19 protein-coding genes and 1 pseudogene are annotated in these 17,756 nt (G+C 62.7%); 11 read left to right on the plus strand and 9 right to left on the minus strand.

All coding sequences use genetic code 11. The features are described 5' to 3' along the window. The first annotated feature begins 152 nt into the window (after positions 1–152). Together CXQ80_RS02970 and CXQ80_RS02975 are read left to right on the plus strand one after the other, a co-directional pair. The gene (locus CXQ80_RS02970; protein ID WP_101316330.1) at positions 153–965 is read left to right on the plus strand and encodes an alpha/beta fold hydrolase; all 813 of its coding nucleotides are present in this window, start codon (positions 153–155) and stop codon (positions 963–965) included. Continuing rightward, the gene (locus tag CXQ80_RS02975; protein ID WP_101316332.1) at positions 958–2,133 is read left to right on the plus strand and encodes a PAS domain-containing sensor histidine kinase; all 1,176 of its coding nucleotides are present in this window, start codon (positions 958–960) and stop codon (positions 2,131–2,133) included. The genes CXQ80_RS02970 and CXQ80_RS02975 overlap by 8 nt, the downstream gene beginning before the upstream one ends. A gap of 92 nt (positions 2,134–2,225) precedes the next feature. Here CXQ80_RS02975 and CXQ80_RS02980 read toward each other — a convergent pair whose 3' ends face one another. Further along, the gene (locus CXQ80_RS02980) at positions 2,226–3,755 is read right to left on the minus strand and encodes a methylenetetrahydrofolate reductase C-terminal domain-containing protein (protein WP_101316334.1); all 1,530 of its coding nucleotides are present in this window, start codon (positions 3,753–3,755) and stop codon (positions 2,226–2,228) included. A 251-nt stretch (positions 3,756–4,006) separates the two neighbouring features. Between CXQ80_RS02980 and CXQ80_RS02985 the strand changes: the two are divergent. Together CXQ80_RS02985 and CXQ80_RS02990 are read left to right on the plus strand one after the other, a co-directional pair. Beyond that, positions 4,007–4,978: pseudogene (locus tag CXQ80_RS02985) on the plus strand (5-methyltetrahydropteroyltriglutamate--homocysteine S-methyltransferase); the annotation flags it as partial. Positions 4,979–5,083: 105 nt separating this feature from the next. Further along, positions 5,084–5,803, plus strand: coding sequence for an SDR family oxidoreductase (locus CXQ80_RS02990; protein WP_101316339.1), 720 nt, complete (start codon positions 5,084–5,086; stop codon positions 5,801–5,803). 61 nt (positions 5,804–5,864) lie between these two features. Here the strand turns inward: CXQ80_RS02990 and CXQ80_RS02995 are convergent, their stop codons facing one another. Next, positions 5,865–7,043, minus strand: coding sequence for an acetyl-CoA C-acetyltransferase (locus CXQ80_RS02995; RefSeq protein ID WP_101316341.1), 1,179 nt, complete (start codon positions 7,041–7,043; stop codon positions 5,865–5,867). Between the two features lie 468 nt (positions 7,044–7,511). On the opposite strand from CXQ80_RS02995, the gene fabV reads away from it, so the two are divergent. After that, entirely contained in the window at positions 7,512–8,723 is a 1,212-nt protein-coding gene (gene fabV, locus CXQ80_RS03005) for an enoyl-ACP reductase FabV (RefSeq protein WP_101316343.1), read from the plus strand. A 77-nt stretch (positions 8,724–8,800) separates the two neighbouring features. Continuing rightward, positions 8,801–9,709 (plus strand): alpha/beta fold hydrolase, encoded by a 909-nt coding sequence (locus CXQ80_RS03010; protein ID WP_101316345.1) that lies wholly within the window; start codon positions 8,801–8,803, stop codon positions 9,707–9,709. Between the two features lie 40 nt (positions 9,710–9,749). On the opposite strand, the gene CXQ80_RS03015 is transcribed toward CXQ80_RS03010, so the two are convergent. The 4 genes from CXQ80_RS03015 to CXQ80_RS03030 form a co-directional block, all read right to left on the minus strand. Further along, entirely contained in the window at positions 9,750–10,091 is a 342-nt protein-coding gene (locus CXQ80_RS03015; protein WP_178080741.1) for a HopJ type III effector protein, read from the minus strand. Beyond that, on the minus strand, positions 10,084–10,380 hold the full coding sequence (locus CXQ80_RS03020) for a DUF1244 domain-containing protein (protein ID WP_150570009.1): 297 nt from the start codon (positions 10,378–10,380) through the stop codon (positions 10,084–10,086). Before CXQ80_RS03020 ends, CXQ80_RS03015 begins: the two co-directional genes overlap by 8 nt. A gap of 9 nt (positions 10,381–10,389) precedes the next feature. Further along, the gene (folM, locus tag CXQ80_RS03025) at positions 10,390–11,082 is read right to left on the minus strand and encodes a dihydromonapterin reductase (RefSeq protein WP_101316349.1); all 693 of its coding nucleotides are present in this window, start codon (positions 11,080–11,082) and stop codon (positions 10,390–10,392) included. 75 nt (positions 11,083–11,157) lie between these two features. Beyond that, positions 11,158–11,730, minus strand: coding sequence for an antibiotic biosynthesis monooxygenase (locus tag CXQ80_RS03030; RefSeq protein ID WP_101316351.1), 573 nt, complete (start codon positions 11,728–11,730; stop codon positions 11,158–11,160). A 215-nt stretch (positions 11,731–11,945) separates the two neighbouring features. Between CXQ80_RS03030 and CXQ80_RS03035 the strand changes: the two genes are divergently transcribed. After that, the gene (locus CXQ80_RS03035; RefSeq protein ID WP_101316353.1) at positions 11,946–12,872 is read left to right on the plus strand and encodes a MerR family transcriptional regulator; all 927 of its coding nucleotides are present in this window, start codon (positions 11,946–11,948) and stop codon (positions 12,870–12,872) included. A 3-nt stretch (positions 12,873–12,875) separates the two neighbouring features. On the opposite strand, the gene CXQ80_RS03040 is transcribed toward CXQ80_RS03035, so the two are convergent. Both CXQ80_RS03040 and CXQ80_RS03045 read right to left on the minus strand, forming a co-directional pair. After that, the gene (locus CXQ80_RS03040; RefSeq protein WP_101322937.1) at positions 12,876–13,484 is read right to left on the minus strand and encodes a hypothetical protein; all 609 of its coding nucleotides are present in this window, start codon (positions 13,482–13,484) and stop codon (positions 12,876–12,878) included. A 65-nt stretch (positions 13,485–13,549) separates the two neighbouring features. Then, positions 13,550–13,987 carry a PAS domain-containing protein gene (locus tag CXQ80_RS03045; RefSeq protein WP_101316355.1) on the minus strand — a complete coding sequence of 146 codons (438 nt, stop codon included), beginning with the start codon at positions 13,985–13,987 and terminating at the stop codon, positions 13,550–13,552. Positions 13,988–14,094: 107 nt separating this feature from the next. Between CXQ80_RS03045 and CXQ80_RS03050 the strand changes: the two genes are divergently transcribed. After that, a complete protein-coding gene (locus CXQ80_RS03050; RefSeq protein ID WP_101316357.1) occupies positions 14,095–14,550 on the plus strand; it encodes a flavodoxin in 456 nt (151 codons plus the stop codon). Here the strand turns inward: CXQ80_RS03050 and CXQ80_RS03055 are convergent. Then, a complete protein-coding gene (locus CXQ80_RS03055; protein ID WP_101316359.1) occupies positions 14,547–15,425 on the minus strand; it encodes a LysR family transcriptional regulator in 879 nt (292 codons plus the stop codon). The two genes, CXQ80_RS03050 and CXQ80_RS03055, sit on opposite strands and share 4 nt — an antisense overlap. Positions 15,426–15,522: 97 nt before the next feature. Between CXQ80_RS03055 and CXQ80_RS03060 the strand changes: the two genes are divergently transcribed. The 3 genes from CXQ80_RS03060 (at position 15,523) to CXQ80_RS03070 (ending at position 17,686) form a co-directional block, all read left to right on the plus strand. Further along, positions 15,523–15,909, plus strand: coding sequence for a CidA/LrgA family protein (locus tag CXQ80_RS03060; protein WP_101316361.1), 387 nt, complete (start codon positions 15,523–15,525; stop codon positions 15,907–15,909). Next, on the plus strand, positions 15,899–16,585 hold the full coding sequence (locus tag CXQ80_RS03065) for an LrgB family protein (RefSeq protein ID WP_101316363.1): 687 nt from the start codon (positions 15,899–15,901) through the stop codon (positions 16,583–16,585). The genes CXQ80_RS03060 and CXQ80_RS03065 overlap by 11 nt, the downstream gene beginning before the upstream one ends. Positions 16,586–16,780: 195 nt before the next feature. Next, on the plus strand, positions 16,781–17,686 hold the full coding sequence (locus CXQ80_RS03070; RefSeq protein WP_101316365.1) for an alpha/beta fold hydrolase: 906 nt from the start codon (positions 16,781–16,783) through the stop codon (positions 17,684–17,686). Positions 17,687–17,756 lie beyond the last annotated feature (70 nt).

The following is a 17,756-nucleotide window of genomic DNA, read 5'->3' on the forward strand; positions in this document are numbered from 1 at the left end:
AGAACCATGTCCTTCCTTGCCCCTCTAACCGTGATCGGGTATTGAATCTTCATCATTGATCCGAACCATGCCCTCAATGCCTGATCTATTCTCAGTGGCAGGTGGTGCGGATCATCACGGCCTGGCCTTCGCTGTACGAGATCGAGATAAGAATGACTCTGCAAAAGCGCAACAACGTAAACATCTCCGGCAGCGGCAGCGCGACCTTGATCCTTTCGCACGGCTTCGGTTGCGACCAAACCATGTGGAAATTGCTGCTGCCGCACCTTGCTTCGCGTTTTCGGGTGATCAGCTACGACTTGGTTGGTGCAGGCCAGTCAGATCTTGCTGCTTACGACCCTGAGAAGTATTCCTCGCTGTGGGGCTACGCATCGGACCTCAACGAGCTTATCGACGCGTACGCCGAGGGCCCGGTTATCCTGGTTTGCCATTCTGCAAGCGCAATGATTGGTACCCTGGCTCAGCGCCAGCAGCCAGGGCGCGTCGCGGCGATGGTCATGATTGGCGGATCGCCCAGCTATATCGACTCGGGCGACTATGCCGGTGGCTTCCTGGCTGAGGAGGTCGATGCGTTGCTCGAGGCCATCGACGACAACTATCAGGGCTGGTCAACCACCATGGCGCCGGTGTTGATGGGCGAACCTGGGGAGCCTGCGCTGGGTGAGGAGTTGCTCAGCAGCTTCAAGCGTACCGATGGGCAAATCGCTCGGCATTTTGCGCGGGTGATCTTCTTGGCTGACCACCGCGCCGACGTTGTCGGGCTGGACACGCCTACGCTGATTCTGCAGTGCACACGCGATCCGGTTGTGCCGGTTGCGGTGGGTAAGTACCTGAATCGCGTGCTACCCAACAGCCAACTGAGCCTGATCGAGGGCATGGGCCATTACCCGCAATTGAGCGCGCCAAGTGCGTGCACGGCGGCCATCGATGGCTTCCTCGCCCAGCTCGATTTCGACCATGGATGACACCCTCCTGGTCTGTGACGAATCGTTGTTCGAGCGCGCGCCTTGCGGGCTTGTCGTCATGACCGTGGAAGGCACGATATTGCGTTGCAACCAGACGTTCAGCCGGTGGCTTGGCTATGACATGGCCACGTTGAACGCGCAGAATTTTCATGACTTGCTGACGGTGGGCGGGCGCTTGTTCCAGCGCACTCACTGGGGGCCGTTGCTCAACAGCCAAGGCTCGGTGGCGGAGGTCAAGCTAGAACTGCGCCATCACGATGGCCATGCGCTGGCGATGCTGCTCAATGGCGTGCGCCGAGAAACCCGCGAGGGTGTGCGATACGAGCTGGCGCTGTTCGGCACTGCCGAGCGCGATCGTTACGAGCGCGCGGTGCTGGCGGCTCGGCAGCGTGCCGAGGAATTGCTCGCGCAGAAGATCGCTGCGGAAGCGGCGTTGCAGGAGGCCAAGGCAGAATTGGCTAAGGCATGCGAGAAGGCGCAGCGGCGTGCCGCCTTTGCTGAGCAGATGGTCGCTATTGCCAGCCATGACCTGAAGAACCCGATGATGGCCATCAAGATGGCCGCGCACATGCTCGAGCATGGGCAGCGCTCCGAACGGGAGCAGCGCCTACTTGATGGCATCAGCACCTCAGCCGAGCGGGCGCAGCGGATGATTGTTGACCTGCTGGATTTTGCCTCGGTGCGGATTGGGCAGGGCATCAAGATCAGCCGGCATCAGGTCCCCCTCCCTGAGTTTGTGGACCAGTGTGTAAGTGAGCTGAGGATTGCATTTGCTGATGCGCACATCCGGCATCTGTCGCGCGGGCGCGGCACGCTTGAAGTGGATCAGGATCGTCTGCAGCAGATGATCGGTAATCTGGTTGCCAACAGCGTTGCTTATGGTGATCTGAGTTTTCCGATCACCGTGAGCACTGACCTGTCCGCAGCAGGCGCGACCTTGAGCGTTCACAACCATGGCGAGCACATCGCCGAGGCGGTGATCCCGACGTTGTTCGAGCCCATGATGCGGGCCAATGAGTATGACGGTTCGATTCGGTCGGTCGGACTGGGGTTGTTCATTGTCAAGCAAATTGCCGAGGCGCATGGCGGGACGGTGAGCATGGTTTCGGATGCTGTGGCGGGGACTGCGTTCACGGTTAGCCTGCCCGTGCAGGCCGCTACAAGTTAGTGGGCTGCCAAACCTGGCCCTAGCGCCAGTTGCATCAAAACCGCTCCTTTTGTCGTAACGTGCTATGGCCTGCAAGGCCGCAGTCGATGGCGTCAGTTATCCACCTCAGCAACCGCTACCTCACGCTGAACAGACTCCGAACCTGCAGTCCGCCGCACCGCAACCACCGGCTCAACCTTGACCACCGGCGCCGGTTGAAACCACACCGGCCACGAGCTGCGGTGGCGGTTCTCGACTTCGACGCAAGGGATCAATCGCTCGCGCAGCACATCGGTCTCGCCCACAGTCTTGGCCACGCGGTACTTCACGCCATGCACGCACTCGCGATCACCGAACTCGCAGCGGTTCAGCGAGGTGCCGCCGCAGGGGCCGTTGGCGAGGCCTTTGGGGCAGGATTCTGGGCAAATGTAGAGGGTGTCTTGTAGGCGACAACTGCCGCAGGTGTCGCAACCAACCAAGGGTCTTTTGATGCCGCGCTCAAGGCCATGCAGCAGGCTTGCTGCGCCAGGTTTCGACCATAAAGGTCTAGTCACAGCCCAGCCAAACGCACGACTGGCCCAGTTCTCGCGGTCGAATAACAACCCGTGCATGCCCGACAACAAGTGATAGCGAACCCGCTCCCGCGGGCTGGCGCTGACCCGTGACTGGTCAAGCCGCCAGTTCGCGCCGGGCGGGGTGAAGGTCACCGTGGGCAGGTCCGGCATCTGCCAGCTGGCGGTCCAGGCAGGCGCCCATTGTTCCAGGGTATGAACACTTGCCAGCACTTGCTCCAGTTCACGCTCGAGCGTTTGCAACTGGGCAAGCTCATGCACTCCGGACAGGTGCACGCCGGCATAGCCCATCAATTTCAAACCCACCACCTGCAACGCCAGCCGCTGAATACTCCGCGCCTGGGCATACGCCTTGGACAGCGCCAGCTCGGCAGCCAGGACATCGCGCATCGATGGTGTGACGACGGCGCCGGCAACGTGTTCGAGCATCTGCGCGCGGCCGTGGGTGAGCGCCATAAGGCAGGCGATCAGCGGTTTCGGTGTGCGCTGACGAGCCATCCACTGCAGCGCTTCCTGATGTTTTTGATCGTCGTAGCCGAGCTGCAGGGTTAGGAAGTCAGCACCGGCACTGAGCTTTTTCTCAGCCTTGAGATACTGCGCAGCGCCTTCTTCTTCGCGGTACTTGAACGGGTTGAGAGCGGCGCCGAGCAGCCAGTCGGGGCGGGCCTGGCGGGCGATCTGCAGGGCGGCGACGGATTCGAGATAACGCACTGGCTGCTGGCCGGGTGTATGTCCGGGCAAGCGGTCGCCGGTGAGGATCAGCAACTGGTCGAGGCCGGCGGCATCCATGTGTTGCAGCTGGCTGAGCAGGTCGTGGCGTTCGCGGGCCTTGCCGGAAAAGTGCAGCAGGGCGGGCACGGGTGTAGTCAGCGAGTTGAAGGCGTCCAGCGGCGACATGTCCAGCGGGCTGCCGACGCGGTCGCCGATGGACACGGTCAGTGGCCAGCCGCACAGCTGTTTGCGGGCCATGATCGCTTCAAGCGCGGCGAAGCGCTCGGCAGAGGGCTTGGGCACGAATTCCATGATGCAGACGAAGGCGTGCTCATGCAGCGCGGTTTTCAGCAGGCTCATGCGGGGCTCGGCACCGGCAGTGGATCTGGCCGGCATTGTGCGGCAGATGGGTGAGGTTGGCTTGTCTGATTGCGCTGGTGACAGGTGTGGAAAAGACATGCCATGGCGCGGCTGGGCCAATCTTAAGTCGGTGTACGTCAAAGCGCTGTATGAGAATTTCTTGAGATGATCATAAATTATATGAGTTTGTCTCAGCATCGCATTGCGCACAGACTTGCCCCATTGAAATTTAACGGCAAGGAACACCTCACATGGCACTGGCACACAACCTCGGCTTTCCACGCATCGGCTGTGATCCCGAACTGAAGAAGGCCCAACAGGCGTTCCTCACGGGCGCGCTGGATGAAGCCGGCCTGCGTGCGGTGGGCCGTGAGTTGCGTGCCAAGCACTGGCAGCTGCAGAAAGATGCCGGCATCGAGCTGCTGCCAGTCAGCGACCACGCGCTGGAGCTGACCCAGTGGTTCGACAGCAACAGCCACCACCTGGCCCCGCAGCTCAGCGCCGATCAGCAGTTCGCTCTGAGTTGGGAGCAACTACTTGAAGAGGTGAACGAGGCCAAAGCGCTCGGCCATGTGGTCAAGCCAGTCGTGCTCGGCCCGCTGACTTACCTGTGGCTTGGTGAATGCCAAGGTGGCGACTTCGACAAACTGGAATTGCTCGATCGCCTGCTGCCGTTGTACGACCAGATCCTCAACCAGCTGGCTGCGCAAGGCGTGGAGTGGGTACAGATCGACGAACCGATCCTGGCGCTGGAACTGCCACAGGCCTGGAAGAATGCCTACGAGCGGGTTTACAACATCCTTCAGCGTGCGCCGCTGAAAAAGCTGGTCGCGACCTACTTTGGCGGCCTGAACGCCAACCTCGGCCTGGCCGCCAATCTCCCGGTCGACGGCCTGCACATCGACCTGGTGCAGGCCCCTGAACAATTCCCGACCATTCTTGATCGCCTGCCGGCGTACAAGGTGCTATCGCTGGGCGTAGTCAGTGGCCGTAACAACGGGCACTGGAATCTGGACGATGCGCTGCACGTCCTGCGCCTCGCCGCCGAGCGCCTTGGCGACCGGTTGTGGGTAGCGCCGTCGTGCCCGCTGCTGCACAGCGCTGACGCGCAAGCCGATGCCGAGCTCAACAATGAGCTCGCCCTCGCCGCCGACAAGTGCCAGCAGGTAGCACTGCTGACCAAGGCGCTCAACCACTCGGACGTAGCCCAGGCTCGTGCCGCGTAGCAGGCGAGCCACTGCTCATATCCTGATACAACCTGGCTTTGCCGCACCTGCCGAGTTCTGTTTCGATGCCGCTCGGCTATCCGGCCTACAGGGAGTGTTGGGATGAAAGTTCTAGTGGTGGGTGCCAGCAAAGGGCTGGGCAAGGCATTGATCGACGGGCTGGGAGCAACGGGCGATACGCTGATCGGGGTGTCACGCACGCAGCCTGAACCGTTGCCGGTTCGCGATGGCATTGCAGTGCAGTGGATCGCAGCGGACATGGGCCAGCCCAAGATGGCGGCCCAGCAGATTGCACATGCAGTGGAGGCGGGCGGTATCGATGCCCTGATCTACAACCTTGGTTTGTGGGAAACGCAGGCGTTCGAAGCCGGCTACAGTTTTGCAAGCGACGATGATGAGCAACTGGAGCACATGGTCAGCTGCAATATCACCGCGACAATCCTGCTGATCAAACGTCTGCTGCCGGTTCTGTTGCGCAGCCAAGCGCCGCGAATCATCCTCACCGGCTCGACCTCCGGCCTGAGTCAGAGCGGTCGCCCTGAAGTTACCTTTGGCGCATCGAAATTCGCCTTGCGCGGTATCGCCGAAGCGCTGCGCGAAGGCTACCGAGATCAACAGCTCGGCGTCACCTGCCTCAATCTCGGCTACCTGAATACCGAAGACGGCCTTGAAGTGCCGTTGGCCGAAGCCGCAGCACGCGGGGCAGGGGAGTTGATTCCGGTGCACGATGTGGTGCTGATGGTGCGCACATTGCTCAGCTTGTCGCCAGCCAGCTACGTGCGTGAGCTGACTCTGCCAGCCATCGCTGACGAGCGCTTCTGAACCTTCTTGAGCAACCAGGCTGCCGGCACACGCCGCCAGCCCGGTTCACGCAATCGCCGACCTAGCGCTCGATCGCCAGCGCCACGCCCTGACCACCACCAATGCACAGGGTCGCCAGGCCTTTCTTGGCATCACGTTTGATCATCTCGTGCAGCAGGGTCACCAGCACTCGGCAACCAGACGCGCCAATTGGATGACCGAGGGCAATGGCGCCGCCGTTGACGTTGACCTTGTCGGCATCCCATTCCAGCGACTTGCCCACCGCCAGCGCCTGCGCGGCGAAGGCCTCGTTGGCTTCGATCAGGTCCAGGTCAGCCAACTGCCAGCCGGCTTTGGCCAGGCAGCGCTGGGTGGCCGACACCGGGCCAATGCCCATGATCGCCGGGTCGACCCCAGCACTGGCGTAGCTGGCAATCCTGGCCAGCACCGGCAGGCCCAGCTCGGTGGCTTTGGCCGCGCTCATCAGCAGTACCGCCGCTGCGCCGTCGTTGAGGCTGGAGGCGTTGCCGGCGGTGACGCTGCCGTCTTTCTTGAACGCCGGGCGCAGTTTGGCCAGTGCTTCGGCGGTGGATTCGGGGCGGGGTTGCTCGTCGCGCTCGACCACCTTTGGCTCGCCCTTTTTCTGCGGCAGCACGATGGGCGTGATCTCGTCCTTGAAACGCCCGGCCTCGATGGCGGCGACGGCCTTGCGCTGGGATTCGGCGGCAAAGGCGTCCTGCTGTTCACGGCTGATGTCGAACTTGTCGACCAGGTTCTCGGCAGTGATGCCCATGTGGTAATCGTTGAAGGCGTCCCACAGGCCGTCGCTGATCATGCTGTCGATCAACTGGCCATGGCCCATGCGCTGACCGGTGCGGGCCGAGGGCATGACGTAGGGCGCCAGGCTCATGTTCTCCTGGCCGCCGGCTATGACCACATCGGCATCGCCGCAGCGGATCGCCTGAGTGGCCAGATGCAAGGCCTTGAGGCCCGAGCCGCAGACTTTGTTCAGGGTCAGCGCCGGCACGCTGAACGGCAAGCCGGCCTTGACCGCAGCCTGACGCGCCGGGTTTTGCCCGGCACCGGCGGTCAGCACCTGGCCGAGGATCACCTCATCGACCTGCGCCGGGTCCAGCCCGGTCTGCTCGAGCAGACGCTTGATCACCGCAGCGCCCAGATCGACGGCTGGCACGCTGGCCAGAGCGCCCTGAAAACTGCCGATGGCGGTACGGGTGGCGGCGACGATGACGACTTCATGCATGTTGTTGTTCTCCTATGAAGGTGGCGCGACGAGGCGACGCAGTACCACCCAGCATCGGTGCAAACGGTTCATTTGTTAAGTTTGTTTTTCTTTGGCATTGATCCGCAAAGTTAATCAATCACCCCGTTAGACGGCAGGGCAATGATGAGTGACGCAGTGAATGCCACCGCCGCCTGCGGCAATCGCGTCGATGCGCAGTGGCGCAGGGTTTACTGCAGGCGTTGTCGGCACAGCGGGTCAGGGGCCCGGGGTGGGCGTGCCTGGTGCACCGCGACAGCCAGGATGACCCGCTGGCGCGGGCCTTCATGCAGTGGCTGCGTGAGCAGCTGGGGCGATCTGCGGTTGGAACCACCCCCGTCAGCCCGTAATATGTGTCGGATAACTTGCGGGGGTAGTCTCACCCTCAGATCAAACGGAACCGGCCCGCGCGGCGCGGCTCCCTAGCCTAAACCTGACGAGGTACAGACATTGGCCATCATTCATCCCAAGGTTCGCGGTTTCATCTGCACCACGACCCATCCGAAGGGCTGCGAGCTCAACGTCCGTGACCAGATCGAAGCCACCCGCAAGCTGGGCGTGCGCGATGATGGTCCGAAAAAGGTCCTGGTGATCGGTGCTTCCAGCGGCTACGGCCTGGCAGCACGCATCACTGCAGCCTTCGGCTTCAAGGCCGACACCCTCGGCGTGTTCTTCGAAAAGCCAGGCACCGAAACCAAGCCAGGCACCGCCGGCTGGTACAACGCTGCTGCATTCGACAAGTTCGCCAAGGCTGAAGGCCTGTACAGCAAGTCGATCAACGGTGACGCCTTCTCCGATGAAGCCCGCGCCAAGGTCATCGAGCTGATCAAGAACGAAATGGGCGGCAAGGTTGACCTGGTCATCTACTCGCTGGCCTCGCCTGTGCGCAAGCTGCCACAGACTGGCGAAGTGATTCGCTCGTCGCTCAAACCAATCGGCCAGCCGTACAAGTCGACTGCCATCGACACCAACAAAGACGTGATCACCGAAGCCTCGATCGAGCCGGCCACCGAGCAGGAAATCGCCGACACCGTTACCGTCATGGGTGGTCAGGACTGGCAGCTGTGGATCGACGCTCTGGCTGATGCCGGCGTGCTGGCCGAGCAGGCGCGTACCGTCGCGTTCAGCTATATCGGCACCGAAATCACCTGGCCGATCTACTGGCACGGTGCACTGGGCAAGGCCAAGCAGGACCTGGACGACACCGCCCTGCGCCTGGACCAGAAGCTCGCCAGCGAGATCAAGGGCGGCGCCAACGTTGCCGTGCTCAAGTCGGTGGTCACCCAGGCCAGCTCGGCGATCCCGGTAATGCCGCTGTACCTGTCGATGGTGTTCAAGATCATGCAGGAAAAGGGTCTGCACGAAGGCACCCAGGACCAGCTCGATCGCATGTTCCGCGACCGCTTGTTCCGACAAGACGGCGCGCCGGCTGAAGTCGACGAAAAAGGCCGCCTGCGCCTGGACGACTGGGAACTGCGCGACGACGTCCAGGATGCGTGCAAGGCCCTGTGGCCACAAGTGACCACCGAGAACCTGTTCGAAATGACCGACTACGCCGGTTACAAGAAGCAGTTCCTCAACCTGTTCGGCTTCGAACGCGCTGACGTCGACTACGACGCAGACGTGGCGACCGACGTCCAGTTCGACTGCGTTCAGCTGTAATCTGCGAAGCGTGTGTCTGGTGATGGCGTGGGGCTGAAATTTTGCTAGCGTGAGCGGACTCCAACAAAGAGTCCGCCATGAGCAGCCTGACCCAACCCGCCAGCGCCCTGCGCCACAAAGCCGCCGATGGCTACAGCCTCGGCGGTTTTGTCTGGCGCCATGCTCGACCTGATCCTCAGCGCCCGCTGGTGATCATCAACCCGGCCACTTCGGTGCGCTGCGCTTACTACTCGCGCTTTGCCGACTACCTGTTTGCCCAGGGCTGTGATGTGCTGTGCTTCGATTATCGCGGCATCGGCGAATCACGGCCGCCGTCGTTGCGTGGCTTCACGGCGTCATGGAGCGATTGGGGGCAACTGGATTTCGAGGCCATGCTGCAGTATGCGGCCAAGCACTTCCCCGGGCAGCCAGTGGATGTGGTCGGGCACAGCTTCGGCGGTTGGGCGGTAGGCCTGGCGCCCTCGGCGCAGCAGGTGCGGCGGGTGGTGATGGTCGGTGCGCAGTTTGCCTATTGGCGCGACTATGCCGCGGCGCAGCGCTGGCGCTTGTTGGCCAAATGGCATGTGGCAATGCCGCTGTTGACCAGGGTGATGGGCTATTTCCCGGGCAAACGCCTGGGTTGGCTGGAAGATACCCCGGCAGGGGTTGTCGCTGACTGGAGTACGCCCACGCCTGCGTACGAACAGCGTCCTAGCGGGCGCTTGCTGGCGGCTAAGCCATTCGCTCAGGTGCGCGCGGCAACATTGGCGATCAGCTTGAGCGATGACCCGTTCGGCACGGTGGCTGCTACCGAGCGTTTACTGGCTTATCTGAGCGAGGCGCAACCCGCGCATCTGCGGATTGCCCCGGCAGACATACAGGTCGCCGAGATCGGCCACTTTGCCTTCTTTCATGACCGCTTCAGGCAGACGCTGTGGCCGATTGCACTGGAATGGTTGCAACACGGCCAGCTGTCACCAGGCACGCCCGGCCAGCGGCTGCGCTGACGCCGCAAGCCAAGGGGCTACGCAGGCAGCCCCATTGTCATCAAGCCAGGCGCTTGAGCGGCTGCTGGGCGAACTTCACCCCAGCCAGGCCATACGCAATCAACGCACGGATATTGCCGTGGTCGCTGCCATCTGGCGTGGCGACCACGCTGCGGTAATGCTCACCAAAGGCCAGCAACGCTTCGCGGTCGCTCAAGCCTTCCAGCACGGCCATGCCGAGGGTCTTGCACGAGCCTTCGTTCTGCCCGGCGGCGTTTTCCACGTCACCGTTGGTAAACGCCTGCGGCTGATAGCTGTAGTGCTCGGCGATGAAGGCAAGGGTGTCGGCAAAGGCGTGTTCGCCGCTTTCGAGGCTGGCGCGCAGGGTATTCAAGTCAGTCACGGGGTTTTCCTTGTTCGAACGCCGCTTGCTGATCGGCGCTGGCTTCTTTCTGGTATTGGGCTTTCCATTCGGCGTAAGGCATGCCGTACACCGCTTCGCGGGCGTCATCCAGGCTGATGTCGACCTGCTGCTCATCGGCAGCCGCCTTGTACCACTTGGACAGGCAGTTGCGGCAGAAACCAGACAGGTTCATCAGGTCGATGTTCTGCACATCGGTGCGTTTTTGCAGGTGATCGACCAGCCGGCGAAACGCGGCGGCTTCGAGTTCGAGCTGTTGTTGTGGGGTCATGGGCTTCTCTCAGATCATGCGGTTCTTCAGGTGGCGGCCACCGTTGATGACCACCTGGCTGCCGGTGCTGTAGTGGCTGTCGAGCAGGTACTTGACCGCCTCGATCAGCGGCCCGGCGCCGGGTTCGAATTCCAGCAGGGCCTTTTTCAGGGTCTGCTGGCGGTAGGCTTCGTCGCCGCCTTCCTTGAGGATCAACAACCCCGGCAGGATACCGTTGACGCGCACCGTCGGCGCGTACTTTTCGGCAAACGACAGCACCATGTTCTGCAGTGCGGCCTTGGTCGCGGCGTAGCCGATATGGCTCTTGCTGCCGCGCGAGGAGGTTTCGTCACAGATGTGGATGATGTCGGCCTTGTCGACCTTGCGCAGCATGTCGCCAAGGGCCAGGTTGAGGTGATAGGGCGCCTCGACGTGCAGGCGGAACATCAGCTCAAGATTGACCAGGTCGTCATCCAGCCACACCGAGGCGTTGTGGATGATCGCGCGCAGGCCGTCGTAGTGGCTGCCCAAGTGATCGATCAGGGCATCGCGGTCGGCCTGCTGGCACAGATCGGCGCGAAACTGGACGATGTTGGGGTGCGCAGATTGCGCATGGACATGGCGACTGGCAGCGACCACCGTATGGCCGGCCTGTGCCAGTTCAAGTGCCAGAGCCAGCCCTACGCGTTGGCTGGCTCCGGTGATCAGAATGGGGCTGTTCATGTTCAGGGCGGTCTACTTGTCTGTGCAGGCAGTGATGCCCCAGCATACCCGAACTGCTTCCCTCTGGGGTGCGCCTCAGCGGCTGCGCAGCCCGCGCGTGGGCTCTGCGCTGGCGGCTGGCGCCGGGTGTAGCCAGCTGGCCAGCAGCCGCGTCGACAGCGGGATGAATACATAGACCATGACTGGCGTCAGGCCCAAGGTGCTGAGCAGCACCCGCGGCAGCAGGTCGAGTGCGCTGAGCCAGTGGCCGAAGACCAGGTTGAACAGCAGCGAGACCGGGAAGAACGCCAGCCAGATTGCCACGGCCTGCTTCCAGCGCGGCGGCTTTTGCACTGTATTGGCGCCGAACCAGTCGTCGATGCCGCTGACGCGCTGCTCCCTGGGGCGTTCGAACAGGCCGTCGCCGCGTTGCAGCCAGGCGCGGCGCGAGGCCGAATGCTCCCAGGCATGCATGGTCTGCTCGCTGGTGAAACGGAAGATGATCTGGAATTCGTCGCCATCACCGGGCGGGGCGAGGATGCCCGAGCCGAGGTAACCGGTGAAGTCAGTGGCCAGCTGCTCGCCTTCATGCAGCCAGGTCAGCAGGTCCTGGTAGCGGCCATGGGCGGCGCGGCGCGACACCATCAGGGTAACGGGGGGGGTAGACATTGTGTATCTCCTGGCGACAGGACTGGCGGGTAGCCGGCCCTTAGGCTTGCGCGCCCGGGGTGGTGGGCGACGCAGGCATGCATGCAAGAATCAGGCGCGGATTATCGCGGATAAACTGTGACTCGTCAGTGTCAGCGGGCGAACGGTTGGTTATTTGTTTGCCCGTCCCGGCGTAGAATGTGCTTTGTTCCATCGAATCCGGGTTTTCACCACGCATGAACGAGCAGGCACTCCCTATAGCCGATCTGGACCACCAAGATCTGTTTCCAATCCGCGAGGTTTCGCGCCTGACCGGGGTCAACCCGGTGACCCTGCGTGCCTGGGAGCGTCGCTACGGCCTGATCCAGCCAACTCGCACCGACAGCGGCCACCGCTTGTACTCGCAGGCCGACGTCGGCGCGGTACGCAGCATCCTCGGTTGGCTTGAGCGCGGTGTGGCGGTGAGCAAGGTCGGCAGCATTCTCGCCCGTGGCCAGGCGCTGGCGCAGGACAGCAGTGCTGCAAGCAATGCCGATGACCTGGCCAGGTGGCGTACCCAGGTACGCGAGGCAGTGCAGTGCTTTGACGGCGCTGGACTCGACCGTTTGTTCGATCAGGTATTTGCCAGTACTACCCAGGAGCGGGTGTTCAACGACGTATTCATGCCGGTTTGGCACACCCTGCGCGGGGCGCCGCGCGGTTTTGGCCAGGCCAGCGAGTGGGGTTTTCTCGACCAGTTCTTGCGCGGGCGGGTGCTGATGCGCCTGCAGCTGGCGCGGGCACCGCGGCGCCAGCGCGTCGTGCTGGCGCCGCTGTCAACCGCGCTGCAGGAGCTGGAGTTGCTGGTGGCCGGGCTGCTGCTCGGCAGCGAAGAAGTCGGCGTGGTACTGCTGCCGGCCAGTCAGCCGCTGCAGGAGCTGGCGCTGATCTGTCGGCAGCTGGAGCCGGATGCGGTGGTGCTGTTCTCCAATCAGCGGCCAACTGCCGAGTTGGGTAAGCGCCTGGCACGTTTAGGGTTGGGTTGCCCGTTACTGCTGGCGGGGGAGGCGGCGGAGTTTGCTCAGGACACGCTGGCCGGCAGTGCGGTGGTCTGCCTGGGAGCCGAGGTCAGCCTGATGCGCCGACGCTTGCGCCAGTATCTGGCCGGTCAGCTCGATACCTGAAGCTTAAGCGTGCAGTTCGGGATGGGCGCTACGGTGGGCCTGGAGGATGTATTCGCGCAAGCGCTCGATCTCTTCTGCCGGGCTGCGGCTGAGGTCGTACGCGGCCAGGTTTGCACCGATACGCCGGCGCAGCACGCCGTGCAGGCCGATTGGCGCGATGCCGTCAGGGGCGAAGCTCAGGTCGAAGCGCTTGGGCGCCTGTTTGAGGCCGCGCACTTCAAGCAATACACCCTTGAATGAGATGTCCCGGACCCACAGGTTGCTGCGTTTGCCTTTGCTTTCGAGCAGCGCCGAGGGCTCTTCGAGTGACAAGCGCCATGGCCGCAGTTGCGGCCCGTCTTCCTCGTAGATTTCCGGGGAGCCAAGCTGCAGGTGCAGGGCGTGGAATTCGTCTTCGACCAGTTGCAGCGGGAAGCTGATCTGCTGGTTGTTGAAATGCGCCTGCAGGGTAACCTGATCACTGGCCGCAAGGCGCGTCAGCAAGGTCTGCAGCTGGCGATCGCCGTTGACCAGCAGGCCGGACATAGGGTCAGCCAGGTTCAGTTGCGGCGAATGCTGCAAGTCTTGGATGAAGCTCATCTCGGCCTGAGTGAGCAGGGTATCTGCTTGCATGGTCGCATCCGAATGTGGCGATTTTTTCAACAGTGACAGGATGGACAGCGGCGGCGGCGGTTGGTTCATTTGAGCAGCTCGGATTTCAGATCGGCGAACTGTGCCTGGCATTGTTCCAGGCTGCGCTGCAGTTCGACCTGGCGGCTGACGTCCTTCTGGATACCAATGAAATAGCGGCGCTGGTCGGCTTCGTTGTACACCGGCGTGATAGACAGCTCATTCCAGAACGCGCTGCCGTCCTTGCGGTAGTTGAGCAACACTTCGCGGCACGGTTTGCCGTCGAGCATGGCCTTGCGGATGCGTACGCGGGCCAGTTGGTCGCGGTCATTGCCCTGCAGAAAGCGGCAGTCCTGATAGAGGATTTCGTCGCGGCTGAAACCGGTCAGGCGCTCGAAGGCGGCGTTCACGTAGATCAGGATGGTGTCGTCACCTTCCTGTTCACAGACCACGATGCCGTCATTGGAGGCATCGACCATCGATTGCAGCAGTTGAGCGTTGATCATGTGCGGACCAGAGATTGGATAGCGGCGACTTACGCCTCAAGCGGCCTTTTGCCATTGCAGGATGCTAGTATCCTACGTTTTTACTCAGTTTCGGAATCCTCCCGCAGATGAAAGTCGTCATTATTTCCGGTTCAGTGTATGGCACCGCCGAAGAAGTTGCCCGTCATGCCGAGGCGTTGCTCAAAGCCGCTGGCCTTGAAGCCTGGTACGCGGCGCGGGCCAGCCTGGCCGACATCGAAGGCTTTGCCCCGCAAGCCCTGCTGGCTGTGACCTCGACCACCGGCATGGGTGAGCTGCCGGATAACCTTATGCCCCTGTTCTGCGCTATTCGCGACAGCCTGCCAGCGGCATGGCGCGGCCTGCCCGGCGCAGTGATCGGCCTGGGCGACTCGAGCTACGGCGACACCTACTGCGGCGGCGGCGAGCAGATGCGCGAGCTGTTTACCGAACTGGGTGTGCACGAAGTGCTGCCGATGCTGCGTCTGGATGCCAGCGAAACGGTCACCCCGGAGGCTGACGCCGAGCCGTGGTTGGCCGAGCTGGCCGCCACACTGAAGGCCTAAGCTTGCTCGCGCAGCAATCCCAGCCAGGCTTGCGCTGCCCGTGACAGATACGCGCCGCGGCGCCAGATAAAGGCAATGTCCCAGCGCAGCGCCTCGGGTGCCAGTAATGGCAGACGGACCACCCCAGGGCGCTCCAGCGCGCGGGCGACTACCCGCGGCAGCAGCACCACGCCTTGGCCTGCTGCCACCAGTGCCGCGAGAAAGTCCGCCTGACCGCTGCGCCCGCCTTCTTTGGGGGTGAAACCCAACTGCTGGCAGGCGCTGAGCAGGCGGTCGTTGAGGACGAAGCTGCGCTGGTAGAGCAAGAACGGCGTCTCGGCCAGTTGGCCCAGGTCAACCTCGGTCAAGCCTGCCAGGGCGTGTCCGGCGGGCAGCAGGGCATCCAGCGGCTCGTTGCAGAAGGGCTGAAAGGCGAAGGCGTCGTCGTTTGGCGTCAGGCTGCCGCCCAATTCCAGCTCACCGCTGCGTACCGCCTGCTCAATGGTGCGGCTGCCGCCCTCGAGCAGGTGAATGACGATGTTCGGATGGCGCCGCCGGTACTCGGCGAACAGCCCGGCAAACAGCGCATCACTGCCCAGCAGTGGCAGGCCCAGGCGCAATTCGCCACGGTGCATCTGGCTCAGATCATCCAGCTCGCTCAACAGCTCCTGGCGCTGGCGCAGCAGCGCCTCGCCGCGCTCGAGGACGATGCGCCCGGCGGCGGTCAGGTGCATCTGCGAGCCCTGCCGTTCGAGCAGTTGCTGGCCGATGTCATCCTCCAGCTGAGCCACCTGCTTGCTCACCGCTGACTGGCTGATATTCAGCGTCTGCGCGGCCTGGGTAAAACCACCGCGATGAACCACTTCGACAAAGCTGCGTAGCTGCTTGAATTCCATCGCCTGAATTCCTTTTTGGAATGGCAGGCAGTCTAACAATTCGCTTCTGGCCTAGGCACGGCAAATTTACAATGGGCACCCGTCGAGGAACCCATTGATGAACGCTGTATTGCTTAAAAAACTCACTCGGCTGATCTGCGAGCTGGCGGTGCTGTTTGCCTTGTTCCTGTTCGGCAGCCAGCTTGCGGCCTGGTCTGGCTGGCCCATTCCGGGTGGTGTGTTCGGCCTGGCCCTGCTCTTGATCCTGTTCGCCAGCGGCCTGCTGAAACCGGCCATGCTCCAGGCCGGTGCGGGCTGGCTGATGGCCGAAATGCTGTTGTTCTTCATTCCGGCGCTGATGAGCCTGCTCGATTACGGCAGCCTGCTGCGCGATGAAGGCTGGCGCATCCTCCTGGTGATTGCGGTGAGCACGCTGCTGGTAATGGTGGTCACTGCCGTGACGGTCGAGCTGGTGTGCCGCTGGAGCCTGCGCCATGAGCCTTGAACCGATGCCGCTGTTCTGGCTGGCGCTGACACTGGCCGCTTATCTAGGCAGCCGCTGGCTGTACCGGCGCAGCGGGCGTTATCTGCTGTCGCCGCTGATCCTGGTGCCGGCTTTGCTGCTGGCGGTGGCCGTGCCACTGCACACCGCCTATGCCGAGTACGCGCGCAATACCCATTGGCTGATGGCCGTGCTTGGCCCGGTGACGGTGGCCTTTGCCGTGCCGATCTGGCAGCAACGGGGGTTGCTCGCGCGGCATTGGCCGGCGTTGCTGCTGGGCATGCTGGCCGGCAGCTGCGTGTCGATCGGCAGCTCCTGGGGCCTGGCACACCTGATGGCACTGGACGATGCAGTCAGCCTGTCGCTGCTGCCGCGCTCGATCACCACCCCGTTTGCCATGCCGCTGGCCCACGACCTGGGCGGCGTGCCGGAGCTTACTGCGGTGTTCGTGATGTTCACCGGGGTGCTCGGGGCACTGTTCGGCGGCACCTTGCTGCGCTGGCTGCCATTGCGCACGCCACTGGCCCGTGGCGCGCTGTTTGGCGTCGGCGCACATGGCGCTGGCGTCAGCCGGGCGCAGGAAGTGGGCCGCGAAGAAGGTTCGGTGGCCGGCCTGGTCATGGTCCTGACCGGCTTGCTCAACTTGTTTGCCGCGCCATTGCTGGCGGCGTTGCTGTGACCGTTCGTGCCACTGACCTGTACGGTCATCAAGCTGGCTGCCAAGGCGAGTTCCGCCGACCGAGGCGCTGACTATGCTGTGCAGGACGCAACATAAAGAGCACATGTAAGTGCCAAGGTGACATGCAATGAGCGCAGCCTTGCCGTATTCGACCCACGCAGCTTTGATCCAAGCTACTACTCCAGGACAACTCTGATGCCTTTGGCCGAAATTCCATTGTGCGTCTGGCGTACCCGGGGTCAGGATTTCTCATTCCAGGGCCAGAGCATCCGCTACTGGACGGCAGGGCAAGGCGAGCCTCTGCTGCTTCTCCACGGTTTCCCCACGGCCAGCTGGGACTGGCACTATTTATGGGGCCCATTGACCCAGCGCTTTCGCGTAGTGGCCTGCGACATGCTCGGCTTTGGCGACTCGGCCAAGCCGCTCGGCCATCGCTACAGTCTGATCGAGCAGGCCGATCTGCAGCAGGCCTTGCTTGCTCACTTGGGCATCGACGAGCCAGTGCACCTGCTCGCCCACGACTATGGCGGCAGCGTCGCTCAAGAGTTGCTCGCACGGCACTATGAGCAGCGCAGCAACATCGCCAGCTGTGCCTTCCTCAACAGCGCGCTGTTCCCCGAGCATTGCCCGCTGCTGCTGGTGCATAAGCTGTTGCTCAGCCCGCTTGGCTGGCTGATCGGCCGCTCGTTCGGCCGGGATGACCTGGTGCGTACCGTCACCCAGATCTACGGGCCCTGCACCCACCCCAGTGAAAGCGCTCTGGACGACAGCTGGAGCCTGATCACCGCCAACCGTGGCACGCATATCCTGCACCGGCTGATCAACTACGTGCATGAACGGCGCCAGCAGCGTGAGCGTTGGGTAGGCGCGCTGCAGGCTGATGGCGTGCGTTTGCGCCTGATCAACGGCTCGGTTGATCCACTGTGCGGTGCCCACATGGTCGACGCCTTCCGCCAGCTCGTCGTGGATGCCGATACGGTGCAGTTGCAGGGCATTGGTCATTACCCGCACATCGAAGCGCCGGTGCAGGTGTTGCGCCATTACCTGAGCTTTCGCGAGCAGCCGTTGAGCTTTGTGCCGCAGAAAGTGGCCTGGTGTTGATGGAGCCGCCGGGCTGAAAAACAAAAAACCGATGTCAGCGAACTGACATCGGTTTTTCATGCAGCCTGGT

Origin of the sequence: Pseudomonas sp. 02C 26, assembly GCF_002843585.1 — a bacterium.
In the GTDB taxonomy this organism is placed as follows: Bacteria; Pseudomonadota; Gammaproteobacteria; order Pseudomonadales; family Pseudomonadaceae; genus Aquipseudomonas; species Aquipseudomonas shirazensis.